Here is a 15,639-nt window from a genome sequence, read left to right on the forward strand (position 1 = left end):
GCCGACAGAGGTTCGGATCACTTGCCCTCCACGGGCCAGCACTGCGGATCGCCCTTGCACCAGATGGTCTTGGTGACCGTCACGGTGACGGTGGCCCCGGGCTGCTGTCCGCGCGAGGGGTTGTTGAAGATGGGCGACGGGGTCGCGTTGCAGTTGCCGAGGCCACTCACCTGGAACCACTGCTTGCCGCCCACCTTGGCCGTGAGGTCGCCGCGCACGCAGGCGCCGTTGACGGCGCGGGTGACCTTGCCGGTGACGGTGATCTCCCGTCCGTCCTTGGTCTGCCCCTGGCAGTCGACGTCGGCGACGGTGGTCTCGCTCGCCGAGGGCGCCGCCTTGCCCGTGGAGGCCTTGTTGTTCCCGTAGTTGGCCGTGCAGCTGAGCCACTGCACATCGACCTTCTGCCGCTCCAGTTCCTTGGTCGCGGTCTGATCGGTCGTGTATGCGACGGCCGCGGAGTTCAGCCCGCCCGGGTCGCACGCCACGGCTCCGCCGACGGCCGTCATCACCAGCACTGTCGCGGCCGCCACCCGCCGTCCTCGCGGCCGCCGCCAGATCCGCCTCAATGCCCCCATGGACGGCAGCCTGCCACCGCGCCCGCTTCCGCGGTAGAGCGCATACGGTCACGAAAGCGCCCGCACGCGCGCTGCGGTCAACCCCGCAGCAGCAGCCACTCCTGCAGCTCCACCACATTGCCCTCGGGGTCCTTGAGGTGGGCCACGCGCATGCGGTCCGTCATGGGGGCGGGGCCGTGCACGAGGTCGGCGCCCCGGGTCGCGATCTGCTCGCAGTAGGAGTCGAGGTCGTCGACGCGCAGAACCACCAGGGAGCGGTGGCCCGTTGCCGTGTCGCCCAGTTCGTCCAGCACCTCGGCCATCATCGACCGGTCCTGGAGGGCGATGCCTGCCGAGCCGGTGGCCGGGCTGAACTTCTCGTACGGCCCCTCGGCCGAGCCCGACTGCGGCTTGAGGCCGAGGACCTCGGCGTAGAAGCGGTAGCAGGCGGTGAAGTCACTGACGAGGAGCCGGACTTGGGCGAGTTCCACGATGTTCCCCCGATGTCGGTCAGGACCAGCGGCCGGTGCGGCCGAGGAGCAGGGCCGTCGCCGCGGTGCCCGCGGTCGATGTACGCAGCACGCTACGCCCCAGCCGGAACGCCCTCGCGCCGGCCTCCTCGAAGAGCGCCAACTCCTGCTCGGAGACACCTCCTTCGGGGCCCACGACCAGCACGATCTCGCCCGCGGAGGGGAGCTCGGCGGTCGCCAGCGGCTCGCTGCGGTAGTCGCGGTCCTCGTGCAGGACCGCGGCGAAGTCGGCTTTGGCGAGAAGTGCGGCAACCTGCTTGGTCGTTGCCGCGTCCGCGACCTCCGGGAAGCGCAGCCGGCGCGACTGCTTGCCTGCCTCGCGGGCCGTGGCACGCCACTTGGCGAGTGCCTTCAAGCCCCTCTCGCCCCTCCACTGGGTGATGCAGCGGGCGGCCGACCAGGGGACGATGACGTCGACGCCGGTCTCGGTCATCGTCTCGACGGCCAGCTCACCTCGGTCGCCCTTGGGGAGGGCCTGGACGACGGTGATGCGGGGCGCGGGGTCGGGCTCGTACGGGAACTCGGTGGGCTCGACGAACAGCCGGTCCTTGCCCTCGGTCCGCACGACCGTGCCGGCGGCGCCACGGCCCAGCCCGTCCGTGAGGACCACGTCCTCTCCGGGCTGCAGCCGCCGTACGGACACCGCGTGCCGCCCCTCGGGGCCGTCCAGTTCGACGATCGCCCCGGCGCCCACGCCCTCCAGGGAGTCGACGACGAACACCGGCGCGGTCATCGCAGGTCCCCCTTGGCCGACAACGCTGTCTTGGCTGCGTCGAGTTCGGCGGCGAGGACCTCGACCAGCTGCCCGGCCGGGAGTTCGCGTGCCATGCGGTGGCCCTGTCCCGCCCACAGCGCCATGCCCTGCGCGTCACCGGCCGCGGCGGCCTTCTTGCGCAGCGGCGCGGTGAGGTGGTGGACCTCCGGATAGGCGGCGGGGGCGTACGGGCCGTGCTCGCGCAGGAAGCGGTTGACCAGACCGCGGGCCGGGCGGCCGGAGAACGCGCGCGTCAACTCCGTACGCACGAACAGGGGGTTGGTCAGTGCCTGCTTGTGTACGGCGCTCGCGCCGGACTCCGGCGTGGCGAGGAACGCCGTGCCGAGCTGGGCCGCGCTCGCGCCCGCCGCGAGTACCGCGGCGATCTGGCCGCCGCGCATGATGCCGCCGGCGGCGACGATCGGGATGCCCACGGTCTCGCGGATCTGCGCGACGAGGGAGAGCAGGCCGATGCCGGAGCCGTCGTTCTCCGGGATGTCGCGGTGCGTGCCCTGGTGGCCGCCGGCCTCGATGCCCTGCGCGATCACCGCGTCGGCGCCGGACCGCTCCACCGCGAGGGCCTCCTCCACGGTGGTCGCGGCGGCCAGGGTGAACGTGCCGACACGGTGCAGGGAGTCGATCACCTCGCGGCTCGGGACGCCGAAGTGGAAGGACACGATCGGCACGGGGTTGTCGAGCAGCACGGCGAGCTTGGGTTCGAAGCCGTCGTCGCGGCCGCTTTCCGGGTCCCCGAGTTCGGTCTCGTACCAGGAGGCCTCGCCGGCCAGCTGGTGGGCGTAGATCTCGACGGCTCCGGGGTCGGCGTACTCCGGCTGCGGCAGGAAGAGGTTCACGCCGAAGGGGCGGCTCGTGAGGCTCCGCAGCTGCTTGATCTCCTGGTACATGCCGTCGGTCGTCTTGTACCCGGCTGCGAGGAACCCGAGCCCGCCGGCCTCGGCCACGGCCGCTGCGAGATGGGACACGGAGACGCCGCCCGCCATGGGGGCCTGCACGATCGGATGAGGGAAGAGATCGGTCAGCACGGAGGACATGACGGCATGTTGTCACGTCCTCCGAACAAGTCCGAATCCGGCTTCCGGCAGGCATGGGCCTACGGCACGGCCCGATACCGGGCGGCCCTTTCAGCCCGTCCGGCGTTTGAGGACGAGGCCCGTTCAGGGCCGAACGGGGTTCTGGGGGCGGAGCCCCCAGCACCACCTCAACGGCCGTTGAACGCGTCCTTCAGCCGCGAGAACAACCCCTGCTGCCCCGGCTGGAACTGCCCCACGGGACGCTCCTCGCCGCGCAGCTTGGCCAGCTCGCGCAGGAGTCGCTCCTGTTCCGGGTCCAGCTTGTTGGGGGTCTGGACCTCGACGTGGACGATGAGGTCGCCGCGGCCGCCGCCGCGCAGGTGCGTGATGCCGCGGCCGTGCAGCGGGATCGACTGGCCGGACTGGGTGCCGGGCCGGATGTCGACCTCCTCCATGCCGTCCAGCGTCTCCAGCGGGACCTTGGTGCCGAGGGACGCGGCCGTCATCGGGATGGTGACCGTGCAGTGCAGGTCGTCGCCGCGCCGCTGGAAGGTCGTGTGCGGCAGCTCGTGGATCTCGACGTAGAGGTCACCGGCGGGGCCGCCACCGGGGCCGACCTCGCCCTCGCCCGCGAGCTGGATGCGGGTGCCGTTGTCGACACCGGCCGGGATCTTGACCGTGAGCGTGCGACGCGAGCGGACCCGGCCGTCGCCGGCGCACTCCGGGCACGGCGTCGGGACGACGGTGCCGAAGCCCTGGCACTGCGGGCACGGGCGGGACGTCATGACCTGGCCCAGGAAGGACCGGGTCACCTGCGACACCTCACCGCGACCGCGGCACATGTCACACGTCTGAGCGGTCGTGCCGGGCGCCGCACCCTCACCGTTACAGGTGGAGCAGACGATCGCCGTGTCGACCTGGATGTCCTTCGTCGTGCCGAAGGCGGCCTCGTCGAGGTCGATCTCCAGCCGGATCATCGCGTCCTGGCCCCGGCGCGTACGCGACCGCGGGCCCCGCTGCGACGCCGTACCGAAGAACGCGTCCATGATGTCCGAGAAGTTCCCGAAGCCGCCCGCGCCGAACCCGCCGGCGCCACCGCCGGCCTGCGAGAGCGGGTCGCCGCCGAGGTCGTAGACCTGCTTCTTCTGCGGGTCCGACAGCACCTCGTAGGCGGCGTTGATCTCCTTGAACCGCTCCTGGGTCTTCGGGTCCGGATTGACGTCCGGGTGCAGCTCGCGCGCGAGCCGCCGGAAGGCCTTCTTGATCTCTTCCTGCGACGCGTCGCGGCGCACGCCGAGAACGGCGTAGTAGTCCGTGGCCACTTACGACTCCGCCAGGATCTGTCCGACGTACCGTGCCACTGCGCGTACCGCTCCCATCGTTCCCGGGTAATCCATGCGAGTCGGTCCGACCACGCCGAGCTTGGCGACCGCCTCGTTGCCCGAACCGTAGCCGACCGACACCACCGAAGTGGAGTTGAGTCCCTCATAGGCGTTCTCGTGCCCGATGCGCACCGTCATGCCCGAATCCCCCGCCTCGCCAAGCAACTTGAGGAGTACGACCTGCTCCTCCAGCGCCTCCAGGACGGGGCGGATGGTGAGGGGGAAGTCATGTCCGAAACGGGTCAGATTGGCGGTGCCGCCGATCATCAACCGTTCCTCGTTCTCCTCGACCAGTGTCTCCAGAAGTGTGGAGAGCACTGTCGAGACCGTACCCCGGTCTTCGGCGTCGAAGCCTTCCGGCAGGTCTTCCACGAGATGGGGGACGTCCGAGAACCGGCGGCCCGCGACCCTGCTGTTGAGCCGGGCCCGCAGGTCGGCGAGGGAGGCCTCGCCGAACGGCGCCGGGCAGTCGACCATGCGCTGTTCGACCCGACCGGTGTCCGTGATCAGCACGAGCATCACGCGCGCGGGGGCGAGCGAGAGCAGCTCCACGTGCCGGACGGTCGAGCGGGTCAGCGACGGGTACTGGACGACTGCCACCTGCCGCGTGAGCTGGGCGAGCAGCCGAACCGTCCGCGCCACCACGTCGTCAAGATCCACGGCGCCGTCGAGGAAGTTCTGGATGGCCCGCCGCTCGGGCGCCGACATCGGCTTGACGCCTGCGAGCTTGTCGACGAACAGCCGGTACCCCTTGTCGGTGGGGATCCGCCCGGCGCTCGTGTGCGGCTGGGCGATGAACCCCTCGTCCTCCAGGGCCGCCATGTCGTTTCGCACCGTCGCCGGGGACACTCCGAGGTTGTGCCGCTCGGTGAGGGCCTTGGACCCGACCGGCTCCTCGGTGCCGACGTAGTCCTGGACGATGGCGCGCAGCACCTGAAGCCGTCGTTCGCTCAGCATCGCGCACACCTCCAGAAGTCGTCCCCTAGGCACTTCGCCTGGCACTCTGTCCGTCCGAGTGCCAGCGTTCCCCGGCCCAGTGTACGGCTGTGGGGTACACCCAAGGCAAGGTCGGCCCCCGTCGGCGGGGTCGTACGGCTAGCGTCGCCGTATGACGGTGACTTGGGAAGAGCTGGGGTGGGAGCGGGTGGCGGCCGGGGTCGGCCGGTGCCGTCTTCCGGGCTGGGACTGCACGGCGGGGCTGGTAGTCGGGGCGGGCACGGCGCTGCTGATCGACGCCGGTTCGAGCCTCGCGGAGGGCGTGCGGTTGCGTACCGAGGCGCAGGAACTCACTGGTCACCGTGTGACTCATCTCGCGCTCACGCATCCGCACTTCGACCATGTCTTCGGGGCGGCGGCGTTCGCGGGTGCGGAGGTGTACGGCCCGGTGGGCATGGACACGGTGTTCGGCGCACGGCACGCACGCGAGGAGCTGCGGGCGGACGCGGTGGACAACGGCCTGGACGCGCGGGTGGCCGAGGAGGCGGTGGACGCCCTTGTCGCGCCCCGGCACCACGTCTCCGGCGAGTGGACCCTGGACCTGGGCGGCGGGCGGCAGGTCCTGCTGGCGAACGTGGGCCCGGGCCACACGGCGCACGACCTCGTCGTCCTGGTCCCCGGCAGCCCGGAGATCGTCTTCTGCGGCGACCTGGTCGAGGAGTCCGGTGAGCCGCAGGCGGGCCCCGACGCCGTACCGTCGCACTGGCCGGCCGCCCTCGACCGGCTGCTGGACCTGGGCGGCGAGGACGCGCTGTACGTGCCCGGTCACGGAGCGGTGGTGGACGCGGCGTTCGTGCGGAGACAGCGGGACGAGCTGGCGGCGCGTTTCGGCGTGTCGTAGCCGCTGACCGGCCGCTTCTCCTATCGTCACTCGAATGCGCCAGTACTCCGCCGATCTGACCCCGCCGTGGAAGAAGCCCCAGCCCGTCCCGGAGGTCGCGGCCGAGCCCGGTCTGGTGGTCGAGGAGCCCGGCACCGGTTTCTGCGGCGCGGTGATCCGCTGCGAGGCGGGCACGGTGACCCTGGAGGACCGCTTCGGCAAGCACCGGGTCTTCCCGATGGAGCCGCGCGGGTTTCTGCTGGAGGGACGGGTGGTGACGCTCGTGAGACCTTCGGCCGGTCCGGTACGTCCCACTCGTACGGCATCCGGGTCCGTGGCCGTCCCCGGGGCACGCGCGCGCGTGGCCCGCGCCGGGCGCATCTACGTCGAGGGGCGGCACGACGCCGAGCTGGTGGAGAAGGTCTGGGGTGACGACCTGCGCATCGAGGGCGTCGTCGTCGAGTACCTGGAGGGCGTGGACGACCTACCGTCGATCGTGGCCGAGTTCGCGCCGGGTCCGGACGCGCGGCTGGGAGTGCTGGTGGACCACCTGGTGCCCGGTACCAAGGAGTGGCGCATCGCGGAGTCGGTGACGAGCGAGCACGCTCTGGTGGTCGGCCACCCGTACATCGACATCTGGGAGGCGGTGAAGCCGTCGTCCCTGGGGATCGCGGCGTGGCCGCGGGTGCCGCACGGGCAGGACTGGAAGACGGGGGTGTGCAGGGCGCTGGGCTGGCCGTCGGAGAACACCGGGGCGGTGTGGCAGGCGATCCTGAAGCGGGTGGGGTCCTACAGGGACCTGGAGCCGGAGCTGCTGGGGCGGGTGGAGGAGTTGATCGACTTCGTCACGGGTAGCGGTGGGGCCTGACGTTGGGATAGGTGCCGAACTCGCTGGTGTCCAATTCGAGCTCCAGATCCTCCAGTGGCAACGGCGCCCCGAACTTGGTGATCTGCTGCCTCTGGTAGTCGGCGTTCTCACCGTCCCCAACGGGCCTGGTCAGCAGGACGCACTGCGCCATGATCGGATCCACGATGAGGTAGGCAGGCACCTCGCCGGCGGCGTAGATCGACCGCTTGATTTCGTAGTCCCGCTGGACGCTGGTCCTGGAGACCACCTCGACCACCATGGTGACCAACTGGGACGGCAGCAGTCGGCCTGAGTCCGGGGCAACGCCGCGTTCCAACACCACCAAGTCCGGAATGGGCTCGCTGGTCTCACCGATGATGTCCACGTCCGTCACCTGAAGCCGTTCCCAGCGCTTACGGGGGATCTGGTCCACCACATCCGCCACGATCCGGTTGTGCACCAGATCGGGAGTGGCCATCATCACGATTTCCCCCCGGAGAAGCTCGGCCTTGATGCCCTCGGGAGGCTCGAACTCCTCGAAGAACCTGGCAATCCCACGCTCGTCCACAGCGGTCATCTCCGCAGCCCTCCGGTTTCTGCCACCGTGCACTTACGGCGGCAGCCTACGAACCAGGTTAGGGACCGAACCGGCGTTCCGGGGGGATTCACTCGCGGGAGTGATCAGTCCACCAGGTCCCGCACCACCGCATCCGCCAGCAACCGCCCCCGCAACGTCAGCACGGCCCGCCCCTCCTCGTACGGACCGCCCTCCAGCAGCCCCTCCCCCAGCGCCCGGCGGGAAGCCGCCAGCCCCTCCTCCCGCAGCAGGGAGAGCGGCACCCCCTCCCGCAGCCGCAACTCCAGCAGGATCCGCTCCACGCGCCGGTCCTCGTCCGACAACAGCTCCCGGCCCGCCCCCGGCGACCGCCCCTCCGCCAGTGCCGCCGCGTACGCCCCCGGGTGCTTCACGTTCCACCAGCGCACCCCGCCCACGTGGGAGTGCGCGCCCGGGCCGGCGCCCCACCAGTCGGCGCCCCGCCAGTACAGCTCGTTGTGCAGGCAGCGGGCCGCCTCGGAGGTGGCCCAGTTCGAGACCTCGTACCAGTCGAAGCCCGCCGCCGACATCGCCTCGTCCGCGATCAGGTAGCGGTCCGCGTGGACGTCGTCGTCCGTCATCGGGACCTCGCCGCGGCGGATCCGGCGGGCGAGCTGGGTGCCCTCCTCGACGATCAGCGCGTACGCCGACACATGGTCCGGCCCGGCTCCGATCGCCGCCTCCAGCGACGCCCGCCAGTCGTCGTCCGACTCCCCCGGTGTGCCGTAGATCAGGTCCAGGTTGACGTGGTCGAAGCCGGCCGCGCGGGCCTCCGCCACACATGCCTCCGGCCGCCCCGGTGTGTGCGTGCGGTCCAGGATCTTCAGCACGTGCTGCTTCGCGCTCTGCATGCCGAAGGAGATGCGGTTGAAGCCGCCATGGCGGAGGGTCGCCAGATATGCCGGGTCCACCGACTCCGGGTTCGCCTCAGTCGTGATCTCCGCGTCCGGCGCGAGACCGAACTCGTCGCGGATCGACGCCAGCATTCGTACGAGATCGCCGGCGGCCAGCAGGGTCGGCGTACCGCCGCCCACGAAGACCGTGCGGACCGGGCGCGGGTCGTCGCCCAGGACCTTGCGGGCCAGGCGGATCTCGTCGATGAGGGTGTCCGCGTAGTTGTCGCGGGAGGCGAGGACGCCGCCCGTGCCGCGCAGCTCGGTGGCCGTGTAGGTGTTGAAGTCGCAGTAGCCGCAGCGGGTCGCGCAGTACGGGACGTGCAGGTAGAAGCCGAGGGGGCGGTCGGCGGACCCGGCGAGGGCGGACACGGGGAGGGCGCCGTCGGCGGGGACCGGCTCGCCGTCGGGGAGTGCGGAAGGCATGCCTTCCATTGTCCAGTACGCCGGCGGGGGCTGGTCCCCGCGCCGCTCACTCCGCCTGCAGCACCAGCAGCGCCAGGTCGTCCTCCGGCGGCCGTCCGCCGAACTCGTGCACCAGCCGCCGGATGCGCTCCGCGATCATTTCGGCACTGAGCCCGGCGCACCCGGCGAGGGCGGCCGCCAGGCCGTCGGCGTCGTCGAACATGTCGGAGCCGGAGCGGCGCTCGGTCACACCGTCCGTGACGCACAGGAGGCTGTCGCCGTGGCGCAGCTCGAAGGTCTCGCTGGTGTACGTCTCGTCGTCGACGACGCCGAGGAGGGTCTGTGGGCGGGCCGCCGTGCGGACGTCCCCGTCGAGGCCGAGGAGCAGGGGGAGCGGGTGGCCGGCGGAGGCGACGGTGCAGCGGATACCGCCGTCGAAGGGGGCCAGTTCGCCGTAGAGGAGGGAGAGGAAGCGGGTCTGCGGGCCGTCGCCGGGGGCGGCGGGCCGTGCCAGGGCCCGGGCGGCGGCGTCCGCGGCCTCCGTCGCGTCGTCCAGGAGGAGGCGGTTGAGGCGGTCGAGGACGTCGGCGACGCCGTAGCCCTCGCGCGCCAGGAGGCGCAGCCAGGGGCGGGCCAGACCGATGACCACGGCGGCCTCGGGGCCCTTGCCCTGTACGTCGCCGACGGCGAAGCACCAGCGGCCGTCGCCGGCCGGGAACAGGTCGTAGAAGTCGCCGCTGGGGCCGCCCTTGTCGCACGGCTCGTAGACGAGGGCGCTGCGCACGCCGGGGATCTCGGCGACGGCGGCGGGCAGCAGTCCGCGCTGCAGGACCTGGCTGATGGTGGCCTGGCGGGCGTACTGGCGGGCGGCGCCGACGGCGAGCGCCACCCGGCGGCTGAGGTCCTCGACCAGGCCGGTGATCTCGTCGGGGAAGCGCAGCAGTCCGGCTCGGCCGATGACGAGTGTGCCGAGCGGGCGGCCGCCCGCGATCAGGCGGTACGCCAGCGCCGTACCGTGCTCGTCCCGCACCCCGAGTGCCTCGCCGGGCCAGGGGTGGGAGACCGGCCCCGACCTCAGGGTCTCGCCGGGGTGCGGCGGGTCCTTCTCCAGGGCCCGGCGCAGTTCCTCGATGCGGTTCTCGCTGCCGTGCCAGACGCGCGCGAGCCGGGGCCCGGCCCCCGTGGTGCCGTCGGCCCCCCAGCCGCCACCGCGGCCCATGGCCTCGTCCTCCAGCCACACCGCGCACCAGTCGGCGAGCCGCGGCACGATCAGCTGACCGGCGAGCGCGGCGACGAGGTTCTCGTCGAGCTGCCCGGCGAGCAGGTCGGAGGCCTCGGCGAGGAACGACAGGGAGCCCCGGTTGAGCCAGTCCCGGTCGCGCTCGGCGCGCTGCGGGTCGGGGGCCAGCACCTGGGCGGCGCGCAGGCCGCGTTCCAGGGCGTATCGGCCGGCGTACGCCTCCGTCTCGCCCGCGGCCGGGCGTCCCTCGGCGGACAGCCGCGCCCACACCGTCTTGGCGCCCCTGCGGAAGGTGACGCCCCAGGACTCGGCGAGCGTGGCGACGAGGCGCAGTCCGCGGCCGTACTCCGGTGTCTCGTACGGCACTTCGGCCGCCGAGTCGCGGGGCGCGCGGGAGGGGTGGTGGTCGGAGACCTCCACGACGAGTGCTCCGGCCGTCCCCTCCAGGCGGCACTCCACCTCGACCTCGGTGCCCGCGTGCACGACCGCGTTGGTGACGAGTTCGCTGACGACGAGCACGGCGTCGTCGGCGAGAAGGTCGGTGAGGTGCTCGGTGCCGGGCAGCCGGGACTCGGTCCAGTCGGCGACGGCGGCCCGCACGAGCGCGCGGGCGGAGCCCGGCGCGAGGGGGCTGCCGGGCAGCGTCGTGTACGTCTGCGCACGTGGATCGGCACTCCCGTGTGCGCTCGGATGCCGATGTTCAGGCGCACCGCAGGCACAGGAAGCGGTCTCCCGTTGCGTCGGAATGGCCCCCATGGACAGCTCCCCGAGCGGTTCGGACGAATACGCCTCAGTCGATGCCGACAGAGTGACAGACTGACCTCGCCCATAAGCGCCGAGTTACCGAAGTGGGCCGCCATGAGTGAGAACAGTGCTACACGTGTGCTCGAAGACGGTCAAAAACCGGAACAAGTCCGAGCATCGGAGCTGCGTCCGCTGCTTGCCGCGATGGCCGCGGCCCGGGACGGCAACTTCACGAAGGTTCCGGAGACTGGCCACGGGATGGTCGCGGAGCTGACGGCTGCCTTCAACCAGATCATGGACCGCAGCACCCACTTCAATGGTGAAGTGCAGCGCGTGAAGCGGGAGTTGGTGCGCCACGGCCGGCTCGACGAGCGGGTCTCGGCAAGCCCCGGACAGGGTGCCTGGACGTCCCGGGTCAACGACGTGAACCAGATCCTGGACGCGCTGGTGGCTCCGGCGGCCAACGCGACGCGGGTGCTGGACGCGGTGGCCGGCGGCGATCTGACCCAGCGCGTCGACCTGCACGACGGCAGCCGACAGTTGCGAGGGGATCTGCGGCGGCTGGGCCGCGCGGTGAACAAGATGGTCGACCAGCTGTCGCTGTTCACGGGCGAGGTGACCCGGGTCGCGCGCGAGGTGGGCACGGAGGGCCGGCTCGGCGGACGGGCCAAGGTGACCGGCCTGTCGGGCAGTTGGCGGGATGTGACCGAGGCGGTCAACACGATGGCGTCCCGGCTGACCGCCCAGGTGCGGGACATCGCCCTGGTGACGACGGCGGTGGCCCGCGGTGACCTGACCCGCACGGTCACCGTCGAGGCGACCGGTGAGCTGCTCGAACTGAAACTGACCGTGAACACGATGGTCGACCAGCTGTCCGCCTTCGCCGACGAGGTCACCAGGGTCGCCCGCGAGGTCGGCACCGAGGGCCAGTTGGGCGGGCGGGCCCAGGTGCGAGGTGTCAGCGGGGTCTGGAAGGACCTCACCGACAACGTCAACTTCATGGCCTCGAACCTGACTTCGCAGGTCCGCAACATCGCCCAGGTCACCACGGCCGTCGCCAACGGCGACCTGAGCCAGAAGATCACCGTCGACGCGCAGGGCGAGATCCTGGAACTGAAGTCCACCATCAACACGATGGTCGACCAGCTCTCCGCCTTCGCCGACGAGGTCACCCGCGTCGCCCGCGAGGTCGGCACCGAGGGAAACCTCGGCGGCCGCGCCCAGGTGCGGGGCGTCTCCGGCGTCTGGAAGGACCTCACCGACAACGTCAACTTCATGGCGGACAACCTGACCTCGCAGGTCCGCAACATCGCCCTCGTCTCGACCGCCGTGGCGCAGGGCGACCTCGGCAAGAAGATCACCGTCGAGGCGAAGGGCGAGATCCTGGAGCTGAAGTCCACCATCAACACGATGGTCGACCAGCTCTCCGCCTTCGCCGACGAGGTCACCCGCGTGGCCCGCGAGGTCGGCACGGAGGGAAACCTCGGCGGCCAGGCGCAGGTGCGGGGCGTGTCGGGTGTCTGGAAGGACCTCACCGACAACGTCAACTTCATGGCGCTGAACCTGACTTCGCAGGTCCGCAACATCGCCCAGGTCACCACGGCCGTCGCCAACGGCGACCTCTCCAAGAAGATCACCGTCGACGCGCGCGGCGAGATCCTGGAGCTGAAGGACACCGTCAACACGATGGTGGAGCAGCTGCGCGCCTTCGCCGACGAGGTCACCCGGGTCGCCCGCGAGGTCGGCACCGACGGGCGGCTGGGCGGCCGTGCCCAGGTGCTCGGGGTCTCCGGCGTGTGGCGGGACCTGACGGACAACGTCAACTACATGGCGGACAACCTGACTTCGCAGGTCCGCAACATCGCCCAGGTCACCACGGCCGTCGCCAACGGCGACCTCTCCAAGAAGATCGACGTGGACGCGCGCGGCGAGATCCTGGAGCTGAAGACCGCCATCAACACGATGGTCGACACGCTGTCGTCCTTCTCCTCGGAGGTCACCCGGGTGGCCCGCGAGGTCGGCTCCGAGGGTCAACTCGGCGGCCAGGCACGGGTCGAGGGCGTCTACGGCACCTGGAAGCGCCTGACGACGAACGTGAACGAACTCGCCCTGAACCTCACCACCCAGGTCCGCGCGATCGCCGAGGTCGCCTCCGCCGTGGCCCAGGGCGACATGTCCCGGTCGATCACCGTGGAGACCCAGGGCGAGGTCACCGAGCTGAAGGACAACATCAACCTGATGGTGGCCAACCTCCGCGAGACCACCCGCGCGAAGGACTGGCTGGAGTCCAACCTGGCCCGCCTTGCCGCACTGATGCAGGGCCACCGCGACCTGATGGAGGTCGCCGACCTGCTGCTGCGCGAGCTGACACCGCTGGTGAACGCCCAGTACGGCGCGTTCTTCCTGGCCGACCCGGGCGAGGACAGCGCCTCGCTGCGCACCACCGTTCCCACCAAGGGGCTCGCGTTCATCGCCGGGTACGGCTCGGCCCAGGGCGCGACGGTCGAGACCGGCGGTCTGCCGGTGCACGGCCTGGTCCGGCAGGCGGCCCGGGAGAAGAAGCGGATCCTCGTCGAGGAGGCCCCGCCGGACTACATCAAGATCAACAGCGGGCTCGGCGAGGCGGCCCCCACGAGCGTCGTCATCATCCCGATCCTCTTCGAGGACAAGCTCCTCGGTGTGATCGAGCTGGCGTCCTTCTCCCGCTTCTCCGACGTGCATCTCGCGTTCTTCGACCAGTTCGTCAACACCATCGCCGTCGCCATCAACACGATCATCGCCAACTCCCGTACGGAGTCCCTGCTCGGCGAGTCCCAGCGGCTGGCCATGCAGCTGCAGGAGCGCTCCGACGAACTCCAGAAGCAGCAGGCGGAGTTGCAGCGCTCGAACGCCGAACTGGAGGAGAAGGCCGCCCTGTTGGCCACCAGCTCCCAGTACAAGTCGGAGTTCCTGGCGAACATGTCGCACGAGCTGCGCACCCCGCTCAACTCCCTGCTGATCCTGGCCCGCCTCCTGTCCGACAACCCCGACGGTCATCTCACGGACCAGGAGGTGCAGTTCGCGACGACCATCCACCGCTCCGGCTCCGACCTGCTGCAGCTGATCAACGACATCCTGGACCTGTCGAAGATCGAGGCCGGCCGGATGGACGTACGCCCGAAGAAGCTGCCGCTCATCAAGCTGCTGGACTACGTGCACGCCACCTTCCGCCCGCTCACCCTCGACCGCGGGCTCGCCTTCGAGGTCGCGGTCGGCGAGGACGTACCGCGCGAGATGTACTCGGACGAGCAGCGGCTGCAGCAGATCCTGCGCAATCTGCTGTCCAACGCGATCAAGTTCACCGCGACGGGCCGGGTGGAGCTGCGGGTGAACAGGATCAAGGACCCCGAGCACCTCCACGTCCGCGAGGGGGACGACGTGATCGCCTTCGCCGTCTCCGACACCGGCATCGGCATCGCGGCCGAGAAACTCCCGGTGATCTTCGAGGCGTTCCAGCAGGCCGACGGCACCACCAACCGCAAGTACGGGGGCACGGGCCTCGGTCTGTCCATCAGCCGGGAGATCTCGGGCCTGCTCGGCGGCCGTATCGTCGCCGAGAGCGAGCCCGGTACGGGGTCCACGTTCACGCTGTACGTCCCCGTCGTCAGCCCCGGCCACCCGGCGAACGGACCGGTTCCCGAGGACCGTTCGGTGCCGGCGCCCGAACAGCTGTCGGCGGAGCCGTACACCGCGACACACGACGTGGACGACTCCTGGCCGGCGCCCACCAAACTGGAGGCGTGGAAGGCCGGCCGCGCGGGTCAGGTCCTGCCCGGACGGCGGGTGTTGATCGTGGACGACGACATCCGCAATGTCTTCGCCCTCACCCATGTCCTCGGCCGCGTCGGCATGCCGGTCCTGTACGCGGAGAACGGCCGCGAGGGCATCGAGACACTGGAGCGCAACCCGGACGTCGAACTCGTCCTGATGGACATCATGATGCCGGAGATGGACGGCTACGAGACCATTGCCGCCATCCGACGCGCCCCCCGCTGGACGGGCCTGCCGATCGTCGCCCTCACCGCGAAGGCGATGCCCGGAGACCGCGAGAAGTCCATCGCGCGGGGCGCCAACGACTACGTACCGAAGCCGGTGGACGTCGACCAGCTGCTGACGGTCGTCTGCGCCCTGCTCGATCCCGAGGCGACGCGCGCCACTGAAACCGGTGCATCGGAACCGACCACGACTGGGGAAGCCACGGTTCCGCCGACGACCGAATCATGAGGCACTGTCACCATGAGCGCTGAGGCAACGACCCGTGAGCGCGCCAGCATCCTCCTCGTGGACGACATGGAGGACAACCTGATCGCGTTGGAGGCCGTCCTGGGGTCCCTCAACGAGCCGCTGGTACGCGCACGTTCGGGCGAAGAGGCGATGAAGGCACTTCTGCGTCAGCACTTCGCCCTCGTCCTGCTCGACGTCCGCATGCCCGGCATGGACGGATTCGAGACGGCCGCGAACATCAAGCGGCTCGACCAGACCAAGGACGTCCCGATCATCTTCCTGACGGGCGCGGACGACGACTCCGGCTATGCCTTCCGCGGCTACGCCACGGGCGCCGCCGACTACCTGACCAAGCCCTTCGACCCGTGGGTCCTGCGGGCAAAGGTCACGGTCTTCCTTGACCTGTACCGCAAGAACCAGCAACTGGAGCAGGTGCGGGCGCAGGAACTGGCGGACTACCGGGAGGTGAGCAGCAGACTGACGGAGCTGGAGGGCGGGCTGGACGGCGACGAGCCCCCGGACCTGGACGCGCTGCGCATCCAGGTCCGGGAGCTGCGGACACTCGTCAACAGGGGCCGCCCGTAA

13 protein-coding genes are annotated in these 15,639 nt (G+C 70.6%); 4 read left to right on the forward strand and 9 right to left on the reverse strand.

Annotated features, from left to right (window positions below; translation table 11 throughout):
- Window positions 1-17: 17 nt before the first annotated feature.
- The 6 genes from OG870_RS15410 to hrcA all read right to left on the reverse strand — a co-directional run bounded on the left by OG870_RS15410 (window position 18) and on the right by hrcA (window position 5,208).
- Window positions 18-575: a hypothetical protein gene (locus tag OG870_RS15410; RefSeq protein WP_327690989.1), complete on the reverse strand. Its 558-nt coding sequence runs from the start codon at window positions 573-575 to the stop codon at window positions 18-20.
- A gap of 77 nt (window positions 576-652) precedes the next feature.
- Window positions 653-1,045 (reverse strand): VOC family protein, encoded by a 393-nt coding sequence (locus OG870_RS15415; RefSeq protein WP_266584728.1) that lies wholly within the window; start codon window positions 1,043-1,045, stop codon window positions 653-655.
- Window positions 1,046-1,064: 19 nt separating this feature from the next.
- Window positions 1,065-1,817 carry a 16S rRNA (uracil(1498)-N(3))-methyltransferase gene (locus OG870_RS15420; RefSeq protein ID WP_266584726.1) on the reverse strand — a complete coding sequence of 251 codons (753 nt, stop codon included), beginning with the start codon at window positions 1,815-1,817 and terminating at the stop codon, window positions 1,065-1,067.
- A complete protein-coding gene (locus OG870_RS15425) occupies window positions 1,814-2,890 on the reverse strand; it encodes a nitronate monooxygenase (protein ID WP_266514132.1) in 1,077 nt (358 codons plus the stop codon). The genes OG870_RS15420 and OG870_RS15425 overlap by 4 nt, the downstream gene beginning before the upstream one ends.
- Before the next feature lie 167 nt (window positions 2,891-3,057).
- Window positions 3,058-4,191, reverse strand: a complete 1,134-nt coding sequence (dnaJ, locus tag OG870_RS15430; RefSeq protein WP_266514135.1) for a molecular chaperone DnaJ — start codon at window positions 4,189-4,191, stop codon at window positions 3,058-3,060.
- Window positions 4,192-5,208, reverse strand: coding sequence for a heat-inducible transcriptional repressor HrcA (gene hrcA / locus OG870_RS15435; RefSeq protein ID WP_266514137.1), 1,017 nt, complete (start codon window positions 5,206-5,208; stop codon window positions 4,192-4,194).
- A 151-nt stretch (window positions 5,209-5,359) separates the two neighbouring features.
- Here hrcA and OG870_RS15440 point away from each other — a divergent pair, with 151 nt between their 5' ends.
- The gene (locus OG870_RS15440; RefSeq protein ID WP_327690990.1) at window positions 5,360-6,088 is read left to right on the forward strand and encodes an MBL fold metallo-hydrolase; all 729 of its coding nucleotides are present in this window, start codon (window positions 5,360-5,362) and stop codon (window positions 6,086-6,088) included.
- A 34-nt stretch (window positions 6,089-6,122) separates the two neighbouring features.
- Window positions 6,123-6,935: a DUF3097 domain-containing protein gene (locus OG870_RS15445; RefSeq protein ID WP_266514143.1), complete on the forward strand. Its 813-nt coding sequence runs from the start codon at window positions 6,123-6,125 to the stop codon at window positions 6,933-6,935.
- On the opposite strand, the gene OG870_RS15450 is transcribed toward OG870_RS15445, so the two are convergent.
- The 3 genes from OG870_RS15450 to OG870_RS15460 form a co-directional block, all read right to left on the reverse strand.
- On the reverse strand, window positions 6,913-7,491 hold the full coding sequence (locus OG870_RS15450; protein WP_266514146.1) for a Uma2 family endonuclease: 579 nt from the start codon (window positions 7,489-7,491) through the stop codon (window positions 6,913-6,915). The two genes, OG870_RS15445 and OG870_RS15450, sit on opposite strands and share 23 nt — an antisense overlap.
- Window positions 7,492-7,595: 104 nt before the next feature.
- The gene (hemW, locus tag OG870_RS15455; protein ID WP_266514148.1) at window positions 7,596-8,828 is read right to left on the reverse strand and encodes a radical SAM family heme chaperone HemW; all 1,233 of its coding nucleotides are present in this window, start codon (window positions 8,826-8,828) and stop codon (window positions 7,596-7,598) included.
- A gap of 46 nt (window positions 8,829-8,874) precedes the next feature.
- Window positions 8,875-10,803 carry an ATP-binding SpoIIE family protein phosphatase gene (locus OG870_RS15460; RefSeq protein WP_266584716.1) on the reverse strand — a complete coding sequence of 643 codons (1,929 nt, stop codon included), beginning with the start codon at window positions 10,801-10,803 and terminating at the stop codon, window positions 8,875-8,877.
- Window positions 10,804-10,905: 102 nt separating this feature from the next.
- Here OG870_RS15460 and OG870_RS15465 point away from each other — a divergent pair, with 102 nt between their 5' ends.
- Entirely contained in the window at window positions 10,906-15,054 is a 4,149-nt protein-coding gene (locus OG870_RS15465) for a HAMP domain-containing protein (RefSeq protein ID WP_266514154.1), read from the forward strand.
- A gap of 12 nt (window positions 15,055-15,066) precedes the next feature.
- The gene (locus OG870_RS15470; protein ID WP_266514157.1) at window positions 15,067-15,639 is read left to right on the forward strand and encodes a response regulator; all 573 of its coding nucleotides are present in this window, start codon (window positions 15,067-15,069) and stop codon (window positions 15,637-15,639) included.

This window comes from Streptomyces sp. NBC_00461 (assembly GCF_036013935.1).
In the GTDB taxonomy this organism is placed as follows: domain Bacteria; phylum Actinomycetota; class Actinomycetes; order Streptomycetales; family Streptomycetaceae; genus Streptomyces.

Coding starts and splice junctions, on each gene's coding strand:
- OG870_RS15460 (WP_266584716.1), bottom strand. CDS start 10,803: ATGGGGGCCATTCCGACGCAACGGGAGACCGCTTCCTGTGCCTGCGGT.
- OG870_RS15425 (WP_266514132.1), bottom strand. CDS start 2,890: ATGTCCTCCGTGCTGACCGATCTCTTCCCTCATCCGATCGTGCAGGCC.
- OG870_RS15410 (WP_327690989.1), bottom strand. CDS start 575: ATGGGGGCATTGAGGCGGATCTGGCGGCGGCCGCGAGGACGGCGGGTG.
- OG870_RS15470 (WP_266514157.1), top strand. CDS start 15,067: ATGAGCGCTGAGGCAACGACCCGTGAGCGCGCCAGCATCCTCCTCGTG.
- OG870_RS15445 (WP_266514143.1), top strand. CDS start 6,123: ATGCGCCAGTACTCCGCCGATCTGACCCCGCCGTGGAAGAAGCCCCAG.
- OG870_RS15465 (WP_266514154.1), top strand. CDS start 10,906: ATGAGTGAGAACAGTGCTACACGTGTGCTCGAAGACGGTCAAAAACCG.
- OG870_RS15440 (WP_327690990.1), top strand. CDS start 5,360: ATGACGGTGACTTGGGAAGAGCTGGGGTGGGAGCGGGTGGCGGCCGGG.
- OG870_RS15420 (WP_266584726.1), bottom strand. CDS start 1,817: ATGACCGCGCCGGTGTTCGTCGTCGACTCCCTGGAGGGCGTGGGCGCC.
- hrcA (WP_266514137.1), bottom strand. CDS start 5,208: ATGCTGAGCGAACGACGGCTTCAGGTGCTGCGCGCCATCGTCCAGGAC.
- OG870_RS15450 (WP_266514146.1), bottom strand. CDS start 7,491: ATGACCGCTGTGGACGAGCGTGGGATTGCCAGGTTCTTCGAGGAGTTC.
- hemW (WP_266514148.1), bottom strand. CDS start 8,828: ATGCCTTCCGCACTCCCCGACGGCGAGCCGGTCCCCGCCGACGGCGCC.